Origin of the sequence: Serratia sp. NPDC087055, assembly GCF_044900985.1 — a bacterium.
Lineage (GTDB): Bacteria > Pseudomonadota > Gammaproteobacteria > Enterobacterales > Enterobacteriaceae > Serratia.
Genome location: NZ_JBJDOG010000005.1, coordinates 197,586 through 214,445 on the forward strand (window position 1 = coordinate 197,586; position 16,860 = coordinate 214,445).

The 16,860-nt window shown below is 53.5% G+C and carries 16 protein-coding genes and 1 riboswitch; of the genes, 7 read left to right on the forward strand and 9 right to left on the reverse strand.

Annotated features, from left to right (window positions below):
- Positions 1 to 173 precede the first annotated feature (173 nt).
- Positions 174 to 3,179, forward strand: a complete 3,006-nt coding sequence (locus ACI2J2_RS20485; protein ID WP_404760778.1) for an autotransporter domain-containing protein — start codon at positions 174 to 176, stop codon at positions 3,177 to 3,179.
- Positions 3,180 to 3,202: 23 nt separating this feature from the next.
- Here ACI2J2_RS20485 and rluF read toward each other — a convergent pair whose 3' ends face one another.
- Positions 3,203 to 4,003, reverse strand: coding sequence for a 23S rRNA pseudouridine(2604) synthase RluF (gene rluF / locus ACI2J2_RS20490; RefSeq protein ID WP_404760737.1), 801 nt, complete (start codon positions 4,001 to 4,003; stop codon positions 3,203 to 3,205).
- A 51-nt stretch (positions 4,004 to 4,054) separates the two neighbouring features.
- Entirely contained in the window at positions 4,055 to 4,507 is a 453-nt protein-coding gene (locus ACI2J2_RS20495; RefSeq protein WP_265556678.1) for a helix-turn-helix domain-containing protein, read from the reverse strand.
- A gap of 95 nt (positions 4,508 to 4,602) precedes the next feature.
- On the opposite strand from ACI2J2_RS20495, the gene ACI2J2_RS20500 reads away from it, so the two are divergent.
- Together ACI2J2_RS20500 and ACI2J2_RS20505 are read left to right on the forward strand one after the other, a co-directional pair.
- Positions 4,603 to 5,844: an MFS transporter gene (locus ACI2J2_RS20500; RefSeq protein WP_404760738.1), complete on the forward strand. Its 1,242-nt coding sequence runs from the start codon at positions 4,603 to 4,605 to the stop codon at positions 5,842 to 5,844.
- A 256-nt stretch (positions 5,845 to 6,100) separates the two neighbouring features.
- On the forward strand, positions 6,101 to 7,351 hold the full coding sequence (locus ACI2J2_RS20505; protein WP_404760739.1) for a glycoside hydrolase family 68 protein: 1,251 nt from the start codon (positions 6,101 to 6,103) through the stop codon (positions 7,349 to 7,351).
- A 78-nt stretch (positions 7,352 to 7,429) separates the two neighbouring features.
- Here the strand turns inward: ACI2J2_RS20505 and ACI2J2_RS20510 are convergent, their stop codons facing one another.
- From ACI2J2_RS20510 to ACI2J2_RS20520, 3 genes are all read right to left on the reverse strand, one after another.
- Positions 7,430 to 7,855 carry a GNAT family N-acetyltransferase gene (locus tag ACI2J2_RS20510; RefSeq protein WP_209638292.1) on the reverse strand — a complete coding sequence of 142 codons (426 nt, stop codon included), beginning with the start codon at positions 7,853 to 7,855 and terminating at the stop codon, positions 7,430 to 7,432.
- Between the two features lie 294 nt (positions 7,856 to 8,149).
- A complete protein-coding gene (locus ACI2J2_RS20515) occupies positions 8,150 to 8,578 on the reverse strand; it encodes a hypothetical protein (protein WP_404760740.1) in 429 nt (142 codons plus the stop codon).
- Entirely contained in the window at positions 8,559 to 9,944 is a 1,386-nt protein-coding gene (locus tag ACI2J2_RS20520) for a PAAR domain-containing protein (protein ID WP_404760741.1), read from the reverse strand. Before ACI2J2_RS20520 ends, ACI2J2_RS20515 begins: the two co-directional genes overlap by 20 nt.
- Before the next feature lie 183 nt (positions 9,945 to 10,127).
- Positions 10,128 to 10,219: riboswitch (TPP riboswitch) on the forward strand.
- A gap of 36 nt (positions 10,220 to 10,255) precedes the next feature.
- On the opposite strand from ACI2J2_RS20520, the gene thiM reads away from it, so the two are divergent.
- The 4 genes from thiM to ACI2J2_RS20540 all read left to right on the forward strand — a co-directional run bounded on the left by thiM (position 10,256) and on the right by ACI2J2_RS20540 (position 13,784).
- Positions 10,256 to 11,050, forward strand: coding sequence for a hydroxyethylthiazole kinase (gene thiM / locus ACI2J2_RS20525; RefSeq protein WP_209638271.1), 795 nt, complete (start codon positions 10,256 to 10,258; stop codon positions 11,048 to 11,050).
- Positions 11,047 to 11,847 carry a bifunctional hydroxymethylpyrimidine kinase/phosphomethylpyrimidine kinase gene (gene thiD / locus ACI2J2_RS20530; protein ID WP_404760742.1) on the forward strand — a complete coding sequence of 267 codons (801 nt, stop codon included), beginning with the start codon at positions 11,047 to 11,049 and terminating at the stop codon, positions 11,845 to 11,847. Before thiM ends, thiD begins: the two co-directional genes overlap by 4 nt.
- 86 nt (positions 11,848 to 11,933) lie before the next feature.
- Positions 11,934 to 12,392 carry an inhibitor of vertebrate lysozyme family protein gene (locus ACI2J2_RS20535; protein WP_265555379.1) on the forward strand — a complete coding sequence of 153 codons (459 nt, stop codon included), beginning with the start codon at positions 11,934 to 11,936 and terminating at the stop codon, positions 12,390 to 12,392.
- 360 nt (positions 12,393 to 12,752) lie between these two features.
- Positions 12,753 to 13,784, forward strand: coding sequence for a methyltransferase (locus ACI2J2_RS20540; RefSeq protein WP_404760743.1), 1,032 nt, complete (start codon positions 12,753 to 12,755; stop codon positions 13,782 to 13,784).
- 56 nt (positions 13,785 to 13,840) lie between these two features.
- On the opposite strand, the gene gutQ is transcribed toward ACI2J2_RS20540, so the two are convergent.
- The 4 genes from gutQ to srlD all read right to left on the reverse strand — a co-directional run bounded on the left by gutQ (position 13,841) and on the right by srlD (position 16,850).
- Entirely contained in the window at positions 13,841 to 14,812 is a 972-nt protein-coding gene (gene gutQ / locus ACI2J2_RS20545; RefSeq protein WP_209638264.1) for an arabinose-5-phosphate isomerase GutQ, read from the reverse strand.
- Entirely contained in the window at positions 14,805 to 15,578 is a 774-nt protein-coding gene (locus ACI2J2_RS20550) for a DNA-binding transcriptional repressor (RefSeq protein ID WP_209638262.1), read from the reverse strand. Before ACI2J2_RS20550 ends, gutQ begins: the two co-directional genes overlap by 8 nt.
- An 83-nt stretch (positions 15,579 to 15,661) precedes the next feature.
- Positions 15,662 to 16,018, reverse strand: a complete 357-nt coding sequence (gene gutM / locus ACI2J2_RS20555) for a transcriptional regulator GutM (RefSeq protein WP_404760744.1) — start codon at positions 16,016 to 16,018, stop codon at positions 15,662 to 15,664.
- Between the two features lie 52 nt (positions 16,019 to 16,070).
- On the reverse strand, positions 16,071 to 16,850 hold the full coding sequence (srlD, locus tag ACI2J2_RS20560) for a sorbitol-6-phosphate dehydrogenase (RefSeq protein ID WP_404760745.1): 780 nt from the start codon (positions 16,848 to 16,850) through the stop codon (positions 16,071 to 16,073).
- Positions 16,851 to 16,860: the final 10 nt, after the last annotated feature.

Sequence of the window (16,860 nt, forward strand, 5' to 3'; positions counted from 1 at the left end):
ATAATGTCTTATAATTCCACTGGTTCATTGATTTTTTATATAACAATGGTTTAGCGACATCGCGCTAATAATTAGTACGGAGATAACCCGTGAATGACATTAGATTGCAACCTTTAGCGGTCAAAACACCGCTTTCCAAACTTTACCTCGCTCTATTTTCCGCGCCACTGTTGATGCTGGCGCCCGTCGATATTGCTCGTGCAGACGATGTGATTTTTGACGGCTACTCAATTATTTCCGAATCATTGGCTTACGATGAGGATGTTTACGTCGGCCGTAATCGAATGGGAAACCTTAAAATCGATAATGGCCAGCTCACTGCTTATAACATCCACATCGGTCGGATGTTCAACGGTCAAATTTATAACAGCACGGTCACGGTCCGCGGACCGAGAGCTGAATTGAACGTGGTGAACGATCAATCAGTATTGCGCGGCAATTTGAACTTGGGGTGGGGTACCTTGTGGGTCGATGAAGGCGGCCAGGTCAGAGCGAAAAATATCGTAGTGGGCACCACCCGCGGCTACGACAGCAGGATTGAGATAACGGGCATTGAATTCGGTTCTCAAATCACCAGCGATTTTCTCCGCGTCGGCACCGAGTTGGGTGCGCGATCTACCGTGTCGATTTCAGAATACGCGGTTTTGAATACCATCTATGATGCATATGTTGGCAATGGTTCCGGGCCTGATGAGCTCGATAAGCTGAGCCCGAAAGTCACCGTCACGGGAGCCCCGGCCCAGTGGAAAGTCGGCCGCGCGCTCACGCTTTATGGCGATCTGGATGTACTAAACGGTGGAGTGGTCAACGTTGGCAGCGCAGAGATTGCCGGTGTTTCAGGTTCACGCAAAACCGCCGAGTTGTATATCGCTGGCGAGGGCTCGCGCTTTACCAGCGGCAGCAGCGTCAACGTGGGGGATTATGGTAACGGTGTGCTGTCGGTGGTAGACGGCGGCGTATTTTCCGCTGGCGCTAACGAGTTGCGGCTGGGGGATACCGGCTCCGGCTCGAACCGTGGCGCGTTAATCATCGGCAGCCGCGGCAATATGGATACCGGTACCGGATTGACCGATCCCACGATAGGTGCGGCGGGTGGTGCGGGCACCGTTGACGCACAGACGACGATCAACCTGCGGGGTGGGCTGTTCGGCAGCTATGTGTACTTTAACCATACCTCCGACAACTACGATTTCCGCAACAAGATGGTTGGCGAAGGCGAGGTCATCAATACTGCCGGGCAAACGACGTTGAGCGGCGATCTTACCGGGCTCAAGGCCAATGTGGGCGCCCGGGGCGGAAAAATCATCATCGCCAGCGATATCAATACGCTGAAAGAAGACAACATTTTTGATATTCAAACGCTTAGCGCCGAAAATGGCGGCACGCTGATCCTCAATGCGACAGCCGGTTCCGATGTTAACAACGGTCAAGGTTACAGCAGTGCGGCCTCGATAAAAGCCGGCGGTACGCTGGGAGGCAACGGTACTCTGGGCCAAACGGAAATTCTGTCTGGCGGCCATATTTCGCCCGGTGACGGCAACATCGGCACCTTGACGCTGCAACGCTATCTGAACTTCATCGGTGAGTCCTTCTACGACGTCGATATTGCTGGCGACGGCAGCAGTGACAAATTGGTGGTCGCCGGGAAGACCACCATCAGTGATCAAGCCAAAGTGCAGGTGACTGCGCTGGATCCACAAACCAGCTATCAGACGGGCCAAAGCTACCGCATTTTAACGTCGCAAGGCGGAATTGACGGTCAGTTTGCTGAAGCTATCTCAAAATCTGCTTTCCTCGACGTTGCGCTTCATCACAGCGCCAACGCCGTGGATCTGACCATTGCGCAAAAGGGCGGCGGCGAGAACCCGGGCGGTGAAAATCCAGGCGGTGAGAATCCGGGGGGCGAGAACCCTGGTGGTGAAAACCCAGGCGGTGAAAATCCGGGGGGCGAGAACCCAGGCGGTGAAAATCCGGGCGGCGAGAATCCGGGCGGTGAGAATCCAGGTGGCGAGAATCCAGGTGGCGAAAATCCGGGGGGTGAAAACCCGGGCGAACCAGGTATTTTCCAGACGGTCGCGCAAACCCATAATCAGTGGAATACTGCGGGTGCACTTTCGTCATTGACACAAAGTGGCCCTTCACTGGCGCTGTATAATTCCGTGTTGTTATTGAGTGCACCGGAAGCGCGCGAGGCGTTCAATCAGTTGTCTGGCGAAGTGTATCCGTCCATGCAGTCCAATTTGATCGCAGGCAGCACCATGCTGTTCAATGTGCTGAATCAACGCATGTTACGCGTGTTTGATAATGATCCGTTACCTGTGCCGTCGCTGGCGATGACGCTGGTTCGGCCGGCTCAAACTGAAAATAATGGTGTATGGGGGCAGACGTTTGGATCATGGGCAAGAAACAGCGGCAATGAGAACGTCGGAAAACTCGATGGCAACACCAGTGGTTTCCTGCTGGGCGCGGATCATAAATTAGCCGATCACAGCGTTCGCGTTGGGGGATATTTTGGTTATAGCCGCGGTGATTACAAGATTGACAGCCGTCGTTCCAAGTCTGACAGCGATAATTACCACCTCGGCCTTTACGCCGCAGGGCAGCAGGATGCCTTCTCGCTACGTGGTGCTCTGGGCTACACCTGGCACCGTCTGGAAAATGAACGCAACGTTAACTTTGGCAATTACTCGGATCGGCTCAAGGCTGACTATGATGCAGACTCACTGCTGGCGTTTACCGAAGCGGGTTACCGTTTTGGACAATCGGATGCGAACATTGAGCCCTTCGTCAATCTGAGCTATATCCGCCTGCATACCGATAATTTCCAGGAAAAGGGCGGGGCTGCAGCACTTAGCGTACGTAATGACACGATGAATACCTTCTATTCAACGTTGGGTGTGCGCGGCTTCACCGAGCTGCCGAAGAACGTCAGCTTATACGGTTCATTAGGCTGGCAGCATGCCTACGGTGATAAATCCACGTCTTCACGTATGGCCTTTGCCGGCAGCGACGCATTTATCACCCAAGGCACTGCGGTTGATGACAACCTGATGGTGGCGGACGTCGGGGTGAGTGTGAAACTGACGCGTTCCACCACCTTGGATCTCGGTTATCAGGGGCAATATGGCGCTGATACCCAGGTGAATGCGGTCAATGCCAATATCAGATGGTCATTCTGATTTTCTGAAAAGTGAGGTATTGGTTAAAGCGGAATATCGTTAGGCAACAGACCCTCGTTGCCTGGCGATATCTCGGCGTTCTGGGGCAGGCTGTGGTCTTCGGACGTGGAATGCTCTAGCAATTTGAATAGGGTAGTTCGCTCATCACGGGTTAAATCCCGCCACTCGCCCAGCGGCAGTCCTGTCAGATCAATATTCATGATGCGCACGCGCTCAAGTTTAGTGACCTCATAACCAAAATATTTGCACATGCGGCGGATCTGGCGGTTAAGCCCTTGTACCAATGTGATGCGGAATACCTGTTCGGTCTCTTTCTCCACCCGGCATTCTTTTGTCACTTTGCCCAGTACGGGCACACCTGCGCTCATGCCTTGAATAAATGCGTCGGTCAGCGGTTTGTCGACGGTAACCAGATACTCTTTTTCGTGATTGTTGCCGGCACGGAGGATTTTATTGACCAGCTCACCGTTATTGGTCAGGAAAATTAGCCCCTGAGAAGCCTTGTCCAGGCGGCCGACAGGAAAGGTACGTTGACGGTGGTTAACAAAATCGCCGATGTTATCTCGCTCATGCTTTCCCATGCTGGTGAGGATACCAACAGGTTTATTCAGTGCGATCAGCACCAAATCATCAGCATCACGAGGTTCTATCTGCTGCCCGTTCACCTTCACGCTATCCCCGAGAAACACCTGCGCACCTACGTCAGCCAGTTTGTCGTTGATGAAGACATTGCCCTGTTTGATATGACGATCGGCTTGGCGACGGGAACAGATGCCGCTGTCGCTAATGTACTTATTAACGCGAATGGATGAGTGAGTCAGCATAGTTACCCCGTAAAACGCGGACTATACCTTACCCGGGGTGTATTGCGAAGGCTACGCCAGTTCATCAACCTTCACCACACGCGTATTCAGTGGTGTCAGCGTTTGCCCGTCACTGCCCGTCGGCGTCATGCGCGGTATCGTTAACCCACTGTCGCTTTCTACCAGCGTTGACCTTGTTTCTCCCTCTTTAAACAGATAATCCTCACCCCACTGGCGCAATCCGACGATCACCGGGAACAGAGCTTGTCCCTTATCCGTGAGGAGATATTCCTGATAGGCGCTGCCATCCGAAGCAGGCGCAATTTCCAGAATGCCGTGCGCCACCAGCGTGCGTAGACGGGTGGAGAGAATATTCTTCGCCATCCCCAATCCCTTCTGAAACTCACTGAAGCGACGCACGCCGTCGAAGGCGTCGCGCACGATCAGCAGCGACCACCAATCGCCAATCACATCAAGCGTGCGCGCGACCGGGCACTGCGCATCTTCCATACTTTTACGTTTCACAGCGTTCAACTCCTGCAGCAAGATCTGGTTGCATTATAAAACCTCTGTGCGTAAAGTTCATTGGGTTTAATAATGAAACCACTTTGGGGTGAAGGATGAGTGATAAAGCACTGGATCCGATCTGTACGTCACAGGGGGAAGTGCTGGGCCGGCTTCCTGCGTCGTTGGTGTTGTTGCTGGCGGGAGCCAGTGCCTTTAGCGTGGCAAACGTGTATTACGCTCAGCCTTTGCTGGACGCCATTGCCCACGATTTTACTATCAGCCTGGCCTCGGTTGGCATGGTGATCACCGCAACCCAGTTGGGGTGTGCGCTGGCATTATTGCTGGTGGTGCCATTGGGGGATCGGATTAATCGCCACCGGCTGTTGGCGGTTCAACAACTGCTGTTGATTGCTGCCCTGTGCGTGGTCGGCTGGGCGGACAACAGCCTGTTACTGCTGAGTGGCATGCTGCTGGTGGGGCTGTTTGGCACCGCGATGACGCAGGGGCTTATCGCTTTTGCCGCGACATTGGCAGCGCCGCATGAGCGAGGGCGGGTGGTGGGGGCTGCACAGGGAGGGGTGGTATTGGGCTTGTTGCTGGCGCGAACGCTTTCTGGCGCACTGGCGGATATGGGGGGCTGGCGAGCCGTCTATTTCTTCTCCGCTGCGGTAACCTTGGTTCTGCTGCCGGTGTTGGCGCGTTTGTTACCCGCCCCCGACACAGCGCCTTCAACACTCCGTTATCCGGCGTTGTTGCGTTCAATGCTGACGTTGTTATGGGGTGATCGCACCTTGCAGATCCGGGGTATGTTGGCGCTGCTGATGTTTGCGGCATTCAGTATTTTCTGGAGTGCGCTGGTACTGCCACTCAGTCAGGCCCCGTTTAACTTTTCGCATTCGGTGATCGGTGCGTTTGGTCTGGTGGGGGCGGTGGGTGCGCTGGCGGCGGTGCGTGCCGGGCATCTGGCCGATCGCGGTTTGGGGCAGGTGGCGAGCGGTGTCTGCCTGTTACTGTTGGTGGCGGCTTGGGTCCCCCTGAGCATGTTGAGTTACGGTTTGGGCTGGCTGATTATGGGTATTGTGTTGCTCGATCTGGCGGGTCAGGCCATTCACGTACTGAATCAGAGCCTGATTTTCAATGCATATCCGCAGGCCCACAGCCGATTGGTCGGTGGTTACATGCTGTTCTACGCCGTGGGGAGTGGGCTGGGGGCCTTCGCCAGCACGCATGCTTACGCTTGGGCGGGGTGGAGTGGTGTGTGTTGGCTCGGTGCGGGCGTTAGCCTGGTCGCCTTGCTGTTCTGGTGGCTGACATTACGCGGCATGCCGGCCTCAGGCGCGGTGGTAGAGCAATAACAGTTGGGAAATCAGTGCGTCGCACAGTAATTGCAATTGCGGCGCGCCGAGGGTTATCCCACTCATTTCCCCCTCTTTCTCCTTAGATTTTGTCTGGTGCACCACACAAACCCAACCGCATGCATTAGCAAAACCGATTTAGCAATATAGCGGCACGGCCACTCATCAGCCGCAGCGGTCACATTTTACCGCGCCCATCGCTCCTGCCGCCGTCGTTCCCGGCATGGGGGAGCTTACTTGCTAAGAGGAAATCATTATGACAAACCTAAATTACAAACCGACCATTTGGACCCGCGCAGAGGCGCTGAAAGTCAACGAAAACGATCCGACCACCACGCAACCTTTGGTGAGCGCCGATTTTCCGGTAATGAGTGACAGCGTGTTCATCTGGGACACCATGCCGCTGCGCACCCTGGAGGGCGCCGTGGTTTCCGTCAACGGCTGGTCAGTGATTTTAACGCTGACCGCCGATCGCCATCCTCATGACCCGCAGTATATTGATGGCAACGGCAATTACGACATCAAGCGCGACTGGGAAGATCGTCACGGCAGTGCGCGCATGTGCTACTGGTATTCCCGTACGGGTAAAGACTGGATCTTCGGCGGCCGGGTGATGGCGGAAGGGGTTTCACCGACGACGCGTGAATGGGCGGGTACTCCTATCCTGTTGAATAACGAAGGCGATATCGATCTGTATTACACCTGCGTGACGCCGGGTGCCACCATTGCCAAAGTGCGCGGCCGCATTGTGACGTCGGATGACGGCGTGCAACTGCAGGATTTCAACGAAGTGAAATCGCTGTTCGAGGCCGACGGGGTGTATTACCAGACCGAAGCGCAGAATCCCTACTGGAACTTCCGCGACCCCAGCCCGTTTATTGATCCGCAGGACGGCAAACTGTATATGGTGTTCGAGGGTAACGTAGCCGGCGATCGCGGTTCGCATGTGGTTGGCCCGCAAGAGCTGGGGCTGGTGCCGCCGGGCCATGAAGAGGTGGGCGGCGCACGTTTCCAGGTGGGCTGTATCGGCCTGGCGGTGGCGAAGGATAATCGCGGTGAAGAGTGGGAGATTTTGCCGCCGCTGGTTACGGCTATGGGCGTCAACGATCAGACCGAACGACCGCACTATGTGTTCCAGGACGGCAAATATTACCTGTTCACCATCAGCCATAAATTCACCTATGCCGAAGGGTTGACCGGGCCGGATGGGGTGTACGGTTTCGTCAGCGATAGTCTGACCGGGCCTTACACGCCGATGAACGCCTCAGGCCTGGTGCTGGGTAACCCGCCGGAGCAGCCTTTCCAGACGTATTCACACTGCGTGATGCCAAATGGTTTGGTGACGTCGTTCATCGACAGCGTGCCAACCAGCGGCCAGGATTACCGTATCGGCGGGACGGAAGCGCCAACGGTGCGGATTGTGCTGGAAGGCGACCGCTCCTTTGTGCGCGAGGTGTACGATTACGGTTATATCCCGGCGATGCAGGATATCGTTTTGCAAGGGTAACCGGCGGTTTGTAGCCTGAACCGTTTTAGAGGCCTGACGATGTCAGGCCTTTTCAGGTTTGGCTCACAGCGGATGACGCTATTTTTTAGGCGAGTGCAGCAGGTAGTAGTCTTCCGCGCCGTCGTTGCCGGTGGTTATCTTTTGCCAGCCGTGTTTATGGTAAAACGCCAACGCCTTTTCGTTCTTCACCAGACATTTCAATGAACCGGTGGCAGTAAATGTCTGTTCTGCCGCCTGCAGTAAGGCACTGCCTACGCCTAGGGGCGGCAGGTGAGGATCAACATACAGATTATGGATAAAATTATCTTGGCGATAAATCGATACAAATCCCAGTAGCGTCCCCTGATCCTCCGCTACCCAGATATCCTCACCCAACGTCGAACGATCGAAATCCTCTAGTCGGTAATCGTCGGTATCGCGCCACGGAAACGCCGCTTTGCGTGATGCCAAATACAGCGTGCGCAGGAAGGGGCGGTCGGCTTCTTGGTAGGGTCTTATCTGCATGGCATCTCCTTTTTATTTTTTTGACACTATAGCGCAATTGACCTCACCGTCAGCAACCCCACTAATTTTCGCCTTGACTCGGGGTACCCTGTGCAATGGCTTTTAGCACTGAAAAAGGAGCATTGCATGAGGTTTTCAAGTGGATGGTTGAACTTGCAAAGGTGTTTAAAAGTGATGGTTACGTTATCTCACGGCAGACCACAACAGAGGGTGACATGATCAGTAAATACAAGAAGCTAAGTAACCCTTTACCAATGACAAAATAAAGAGCTGTCAACTGCTGGATTTATTATTTTAGCTCCAAATCCATGGAGGTAAGTAGTAGATTGCCAGCATCGTAATCAATAAGATAAAACCAACAATGGATATCCTAACTTTCATCCGTAGCCAATTAGTATACTGCTTAGGGAGCTCCTTAATAAAGCGGATCTGGTTATTATCCATCCCCCGAGTGTGGAATGAATTCTCTTTGAAATATAATGCTTTAATGAAGAAAGCATCACGCATAAAAGAGAAGAAAACACCACCACTCTGATAAATGAGAACTTCCGCAGGTCTTGCTCCAAATTTTTCAACAAATAAAGAACATAGGGTAACAAATCTTCTCTTGTTCAATTTGTCGTAAATTGCGTAGGTGGCGTATGTTATCATTCCACAAATCAATAAGATTCCAGAAATTTGAATTCGATAGGTAATGATAAAATCAATTGCCGAAAGTTTCATACAATTGCTCCCCACCTAATTCTCCAAGAGCACTGCCTGCGGTACTTCCTGCATATCCCAAACTTGCACCAGCAATCACCGTACAAGCGAGTCCTCCGATACCAGTAGAACCGATTCCAATAGCAACACAAAGAGGAATAGCAAAACCGCCAGCGAAAAGACCTCCACCAGTACCACCAGCAAAGCTACCTACCTCAGTGTACTTTTTCCTTGTACACTGATCTTCACGACCAACAGAACAAGCCTCATGTATTTCGTTCAAAGAGTGAAGGGCACTAAAGCCAATTCCGACATAACCAACATATCTCATGGCCTCAACATATTTAGCCGCCCGATCTATGTGCGTAGCATAGCCATCAATGTCACCGATCCCCGTTTCATTCCATTTATGAGTGATGGAACTTGTGGATAGGCCAAGGGCATTTTTTATCTTCGTGTATTCGCCAAACTTCATTGCTTTATTCAAGAAGCCAACCTTAAGTACGGTTTCAAGTTCCTTGAACAACTGGGCGCGCCTCACATAGAACTGCTCACCAATCAACGCACCGCGGGTTAAGTAGGTGTTTTTGTAGGTGGTTTGGATCTCATGGAGGATCTTTCCGATATTTTCAAAATACTTTCCAACGGGTTCAGCAGCAAGGCCAATCCCTTTATCAGCAATATTGGTGAAGTTGGCTATTGTGGCGTAATGCTGATGCAGGAAGTTAGCTTCCTTGTGCGTCAGTGGTTCCAGTGCCGCGTCAATACGAGCTTTAGCGTCTTGCATGTGGGCGATCTGTTCGTCGTCCTGTTTTTCAGGATCAACTACCAGCATAATGGAACCCGCTTTGTATTCTTTCCCTGCGCCGTTCAGCGTTGTGAACAGTTCTTTAACACCTGCGGGCGGATGCTCAGTGAACAGAAGGCGCTGCCAGCCTTCTGTTGTGCCGCCACAAGGGATAACGGCAAAACCTGCATCGATCCCAGCTTTCTTCTTTGCTGTTTGTGCATGTTGTTCAGGCTCTGTTGTGTTCAGAGGCATCAGTGTGGCTGGCAAAGGTGTCGCAGCCGTTAAACCTGTATTTCTGAATGCTGGGGATACTTTGTTTGCATAGCGTGGGTAAGCGTTAGAGGGCAGGATTTTTGCCTTGCAGGGGCATGAACTAACGCTATCCAGCGAGCCGGCTACGCGTTTATTGTCGGAGCCCGTGGTATAAAAAGAGATACCCCCAATGATCTTATAGGTCTTACCATCCTTGCCACAGGTGACGGGATCGCCTTCCTTTGCTTGTGGTTTGTTGAAAGCAATACCATGAGCAGAACCCACGGTTATTTTTCCTCCGCATGTGGTTCTATCCCCCTGACAAAGCACGATACCTTCTCTCATAATTCCCTCTATTTGTTACGTAAAACTCCTTTTCGGCATTGTACAAAAAACACCCGCATGATCAATAAGTATCAAACCAGTAGGGGACAAAATGAGGGACAACGCGAAGAAGCGTAACCGAGAAGGGAAGCTTGCATCAGTGAGCCACTTTCCTTAATCTGGCAAAAATTAAAGACAAACAACCAACATGACTCGGGGTGCCTCTAGGGGCTGAGATTTTACCCGTATTACCTGATCTGGATTATGCCAGCGTAGGGAAGTCTCGGTGCCCCAACCGGTACCCGCCTTCTTGAACGCCGGTTGGGAGGAATATGTTCGCTCGACCTGATGCTTTACCCGGCGCCCGTGCCGCGGCCTGTTTGACCCAATTTAAGCACCAACCCCCATTGATTCACTGCCTGACCAACGAAGTGGTGCAGGAGCTGACGGCTAACGTGTTGCTGGCGCTCGGCGCTTCCCCTGCGATGGTGGTGGAACCGACAGAGGCAGCGCAGTTCAGCCTGCTGGCGAATGCTTTGCTGATTAACATCGGTACTCTCAATGCCTCACGTGCCGAATCCATGCTGGCGGCGGTGGAGGCCGCCAATACGGCGGGAACGCCATGGACGCTGGATCCGGTGGCGGTTGGTGGGTTGGTGTACCGCACTGCCTTTGCCCATTGCCTGTTAGGTAAAAAACCCGCGGCGATCCGCGGTAATGCTTCCGAAATCATGGCGCTGAGCGGTCTGCAGACCAGTGGGCGCGGCGTAGACAGCACGGACGATTCGCTGGCGGCTTTACCCGCCGCGCGTGAGCTGGCACGGAGCAGTGGCGCTGTCGTGGCGGTAACCGGGGTCGTGGATTATGTCACCGACGGCCAGCGTGAGTGGGCCGTCGCAGGGGGGGACGCACTGATGACGCGGGTCGTGGGAACCGGCTGTGCCTTATCGGCCGTAGTGGCGGCATTTTGCAGCCTGCCGGGCGATCGGCTGGACAACGTCGCGACTGCCTGCCGGGTGATGTCGCTGTGTGGTGAACGTGCCACGCGCGATGCCGCAGGGCCGGGCAGTTTCACCCCTGCGTTCCTCGACGCGTTGTATCAACTGCGGCCGGAGGATCTGCAATGAAACGAATTAACACATTGACCATCGCGGGTACCGATCCGAGCGGCGGTGCAGGTATCCAGGCTGACCTGAAAGCCTTCTCTGCGCTGGGTGCCTACGGGGCCTCCGTTATTACGGCACTGGTGGCGCAAAATACCCGCGGGGTGCAGTCGGTTTACAATATTGACCCTGCTTTTGTCGCCGCTCAGCTTGATTCCGTGTTCAGCGATGTGCGTATCGACAGCACCAAAATCGGTATGCTGGCTAACACTGACATTGTGCAGGCGGTGGCGGAGCGTTTGCGTCATTACCAACCGGCATTTGTGGTGCTGGATACCGTGATGTTGGCGAAAAGTGGTGATCCCCTGTTGGCGCCAGAGGCCGTGGACTCTATTCGTCGCGAACTGTTGCCGTTGGTGTCGATTATTACGCCGAACCTGCCGGAAGCTGCGGCTTTGCTGGAATGTGCGCCGGCGGAGAATGAACGGCAAATGCGTGAGCAAGGCCAGGCGCTGCTGGCAATGGGCTGTCGGGCGGTGCTGATGAAGGGCGGTCATCTGAGTGAAAGTGAGAGCCCGGACTGGTTGTTTAGCGATGGGCAGGAACTGCGTTTCACTGCGCCACGTGTGGCGACCCGTCATACGCACGGTACCGGTTGTACACTTTCCGCCGCGTTAGCCGCATTGCGCCCGCGCCATGATGATTGGGCCAGCACGGTGGCGTCGGCCAAAGATTATCTACAAAAAGCGTTGCAGCAAGCCGACACCCTGGAAGTGGGGCAGGGTATCGGACCGGTGCATCATTTTCACGCCTGGTGGTGAGTCAACTTTTTGCCGTCACTGTGGTCTGACTAGATTCAGGCCCGGTTTTGGCCGGGTGCGGACGAATTTTATTAAAGGAGAAGGCCATGACAGGACAAAACGCACTTCGCGGTGCCATCTTCGGCGTGTTACTCAGCTTCAGCGTGGGCAGCGTTGCCCAACAAATTGTCACTACCTCCGATGTGATCCAGCAGCCGGGCTACCAGACAAGTTGGCAGAACATGGTGAAAGGCCAGGCCCGTTTACCGGGGTGGGCGCGTAAGGGAATGGGGACATCAACCCCGGCGCAAAGCCTGAGTTGGAAGGGCCAAAATTATTTGGTGGGCAATGTGTGCAAACCCCACGACTGTGCCAACAATTTTATGATGGTGGCGTTTAAAGAAGACAAGTCACAGGCATGGGCGGTGCGCGTCGAAGTGGCGAACAAACCGGAAGCGGTTGATCATCCGAAGAAATACGCTAAATACCAATGGTTGGGCAAGCCGGACGAGGACATGAAGGCGCTGTTGAAACAACAGTTTGAGAATAATCCAGACTGGAAATAATCAGTATTCGGCTGAATGCTGACGCATTTGGCCGTTTTTTTGCGATGAATATAGAACATTAAAATTAAACCCATATAAAACAATGTCTAAATAGGATAAATGTTATTTCATAATGATTTTATTATTTGGTTATATCTGTTTTGTATTATTTTTTTGTGCGTAATTATATTTATCTCCTTAGTATTTAATGGGTTGTGAGTTTTATTTTCTTTCTTAAATAATAACCACTTTTATTTTATGGTTTTATTTTATTTAGTGTCTATGATCTTGTTTGGCGAATTTATTTTCACCGGAAAAATAGGCATTGCAGCTTTTTGCAATGGTGTCTGGAGATAAATATGTAAGCGGAGCATTATGATCATGGAAACAAATCACATTACTCTTTCTGAAGATGAAAAAGCGTCATTATACTTGTTGGATCAGGCGATGGGGTTCACCGTGCAGGCCGCATTACGGGTCGCGACGGAGCTGAATGTGGCCGACGCTCTGATTGATACGCCCAAAACGTCCCGGGAGCTGGCGAGTCAGCTGGCGGTGGATCAGGACTTATTGCATCGCGTTATGCGCACGCTGGTATCTCGCAATATTTTTACCGTTTCTAACGACGGCCATTTCGCGCTAAATTCGGTGGCGCAATGCCTGCGCTCCGATGCCAGGGATTCTTTGCGTGCTGCAGTCATCATGCTTACTGATGACACATTCTGGCTGCCTTTGGGCAAGTTGACGGGAACTGTTCGGGGTGACCCGGTGTTCAAACAGCTGTTCGGAATGTCTTTTTATGAATATTGGTCGAGGGAAAATATTCCCGCGTCGGAAAATGACTTTCATGCCGGAATGTCGTCCATGTCATCGGTGGAAAATAAATTTCTGGTGCGAAATTATCATTTCCCAGAAAATGCGACGGTGGTGGATATTGCGGGGGGATTGGGCGGATTGCTGCTGAGCGTATTGCGTGCTAACCCGACGCTCAAAGGTATCCTTTTCGATCAGCCGCAGATCTTGCCGAGAAATCGGCTCGGTGAACTCGGGGACGATTCTCGTTGGGAAACCTGTGCCGGCAGCTTCTTCGAGTCGTGTCCGACGGCGGACTTTTATTTATTGAAATACATCACCATGGACTGGCCGGACGAACCGGCCAGCCGGATATTACGCAGCTGCCGCAATGCTATGCATCCTGATTCGACACTGTTGATCATGGAACCGGTGATCCCAGAAGGTCATGATTGGGACAGTGCCAGAGAGATCGATCTGCTGCTCATGGGGAGTTTTGACGGCGGGAAAGCGCGTACCGAAGAAGAACTGAGGGCGTTGCTGGCCACTGCCGGTCTGAAGCTGAACCGGATAATCAACACCGGTTGTTATGTCTCGATCGTTGAGGCAGTGCCCAGCTAAGTCAACGCTGAGGATAGAAAGAAACCCGCAGACAGTGCGGGTTTCTGTCCTTTTCGTCAGCCGATGCCCGCCTGATGCAGGTCGTGCAGGTTGATCGCGCCCACCAGTACGCCGTCCAAATTGACCACCGGGGCAGCGCTGATATGCTGTTCGTGTAACGCCTCAAGCGCTTCTCCGGCGCGCCACTGTTCTGGCAAGCGGTAGCCGGGGCGGGTAATCGCCGGGCTTAACGCATCCTGCAGGCTATTCCCTTTCACCAGCCAGCGACGCAGGTCACCATCGGTAAAGACGCCGACCACTTTCTGCTGTGCGTTACACACGGGCACCAAGCCCAGCCCGGTGCGGCTCAGTTCAAGCATCGCTTCCATGACGTTGGCATTTTCACTGACCTGAGGCAGGCGATCGCCTGTGCGCATCAGGTGATGTACCCGATTCAGTAAACGTGCGCCCAGACTGCCGCCAGGATGTGAGCGGGCAAAATCTTCGGCATTGAAACCGCGTTGACGCATCAGCGCCATGGCCAATGCATCACCCATCATCAGCGTATTGACTGCGCTGGAGGTCGGAGCCAGCCCCATTGGGCAAGCTTCACGTTCAACGCTGATATCCAGCACGCAGGCCGCTGCCTGTGCTAACGGTGACTCTTTACCGCCTGTGATGGCGATCACCGGGATAGTATTTTCCGCCAGTAGCGGCAGGATAAGATCCAGCTCTTTGGCTCGGCCTGAATAAGAGATAAAGATCACCACGTCATCGGCACCGATCATTCCGAGATCGCCGTGCAGCGCTTCCGCCGGGTGTACGAAGAACGACGGTGTGCCGGTACTGGCCAGAGAGGCGGCGATTTTTTTGCCGATGTGACCGGACTTGCCAATGCCGGAAACCACGGCCTTGCCACGGCAGTTCAGCAGCAGTTCGCAGGCGCGGACGAAATTATCGTCCAGCCGTTCCAGCAGACGTTGTGCTTCTGTCAGCTCAATTTCCAGTGTTTCACGGGCAAAGGCCAGAAGGGCCGAGGCGTTACTCATCAGAATCTCCTACCAGAATGATATTGATACCTTTCGCTTGCAGCGCGGCGAGATAATCCGGGTTGATGTTTTTATCCGTAATCAGCGTGTCTACGGCGGCCAGGTCGCAGACCACGTTCGGGCTTTTACGGCCGAATTTCGACGAGTCTACCAGAAGAATAATGCGGCTGGCGGCCTCGCACATCGCTTTACTGACGTTATGCACCTCATTAAAGGTGGTAACGCCTGCGTTGAGGTCTACACCATCTGCGCCGATAAACAGTTTGTCGAAACTGAACTGTTGGAAAGCGGATTCTGCCAGGCTGCCGTGGAATGAGGCCGATTTTTTGCGATAGGTACCGCCGGGCATCAGGATAGTCTGGTCGTTGTCCAGCTCCACGAGCGCATTGACGATATGCAAGCTGTTGGTCATCACGGTGATGTTATTGAACTGCGCCAGATGCGGCACCATTTGCAGCACGGTACTGCCGGCGTCAAAAATCAGTGAATCGCCGTCGTTGATAAGCCCAATGGCGGCGTAGGCGATCTGGCGTTTCTTTTCGGTATTGATATGGGTTTTACGGTCGATCGGTTGATCGCCATCGTCACGGCTGAGGACGACACCGCCATACGTACGGATCACTTCGCCTTCGTCCTCCAGCAGAGTGAGGTCTTTACGAATGGTGGTGCCCGTGGTGGCGAAGTGTGCTGCCAGGGCATCCACTGCCGTTTTGCCATGCCGCTGCAGATATTCAAGGATAGCGGCCTGCCGCTGCTTTGGTTTCATAGCCTGTCCTGTTCACAAGAGTTGAGCATTTCCCTTCAATGAATAATTCAATATGAAAGGTAATGTCTTTTAATGTGAAAATATCATGATTTAGGGGCAATCGCTAACGATAGTGCAGTCTGGCATGCGCGATCCTCGGGGAAGATCACATCCGGGATAAGGTCTCTCTGATGAAGCCCGTGCAGACGGGCGAGCTGTCGCGGTTGCGCAAAAATGGTCAGGCCACGCATGAGCATGCTGCCGCAGACCCGCTGCTCGGTATCGAAAGCCAGTGCCAAGACCACCCGTGGCCGAAAGTGCCCGCCAGAACGCCCGACACCGACGGTGCCCAGCTGGCATAGGCCGTCGAAGGCGCGGTTAAAACGTTGAAGTTGCCACCAGCCGAAAGCAATTTGCAGTAGCCAGGCCAGCACGGCAAAAATAATGAATGCCTGGGTCATGTCGTCTCCTGTTTGGTTTCCCTCTCCCGAAGGAGAGGGAGGGATAATCCGATCAGAACATCACCTGACCGCCGGTAATATTGATTGATTGGCCCGTGCAGTAAGACGCCTTATCACTGGCATAGAACAGCAGGGTATTCAGGACATCCTGATAGTCGCAGCCGCGTTTCAGAGGCACTTTATCGGTGTAATACTTTTCAACCTGATCGGGTGCGATCCCCAGTTTCTGTGCGTACTGCGGCAGCAGCGACTGGAACATCGGCGACTTCAGCAGATTACCGAGCATCAGCGAATGGACGGTAATGCCGTACTCCGCCAGATCAAGCGCCAGTGATTGGGTCAGCCCGACGCCGCCAAACTTGGCAGCGCTGTAGCCTGAATTGTGCTTGCTGCCGACCTTGCCGGATTTGGAGTTGATCTGAATGATGCGCCCGGCAATGCCGTCGCGGATCATCAGGCGGGAAAACTCGCGGGCGCAAAGAAAATAGCCCACCAGATTCACTTGCAGCGAGCGGTCGAAATCCCCCAACGGAAAATCGGTGATTGGTGCCGCCTTGGCGATCCCCGCGCTGTACACCAGCAGGTTGGTCTGTCCAAATGCACCATCCACTGCCGCTGCCAGTTTCATCACGCTTTGTTCATCGGTGGCATCGGCCTGAAAGCCCTGCGCACAGCCTGCGCCGTATTGATCGTTAATCTGCTGCGCCACGTTTTGGGCGTTCCCCGCGTTTAAATCGGCCACCGCCACGCGGTAACCCGCCTGCGCCAGTCCCAGGCACAAGAATGCGCCTAATGTTTGGCCACCGCCAATCACTACTGCTACTTCAGACATGGTCTACTCC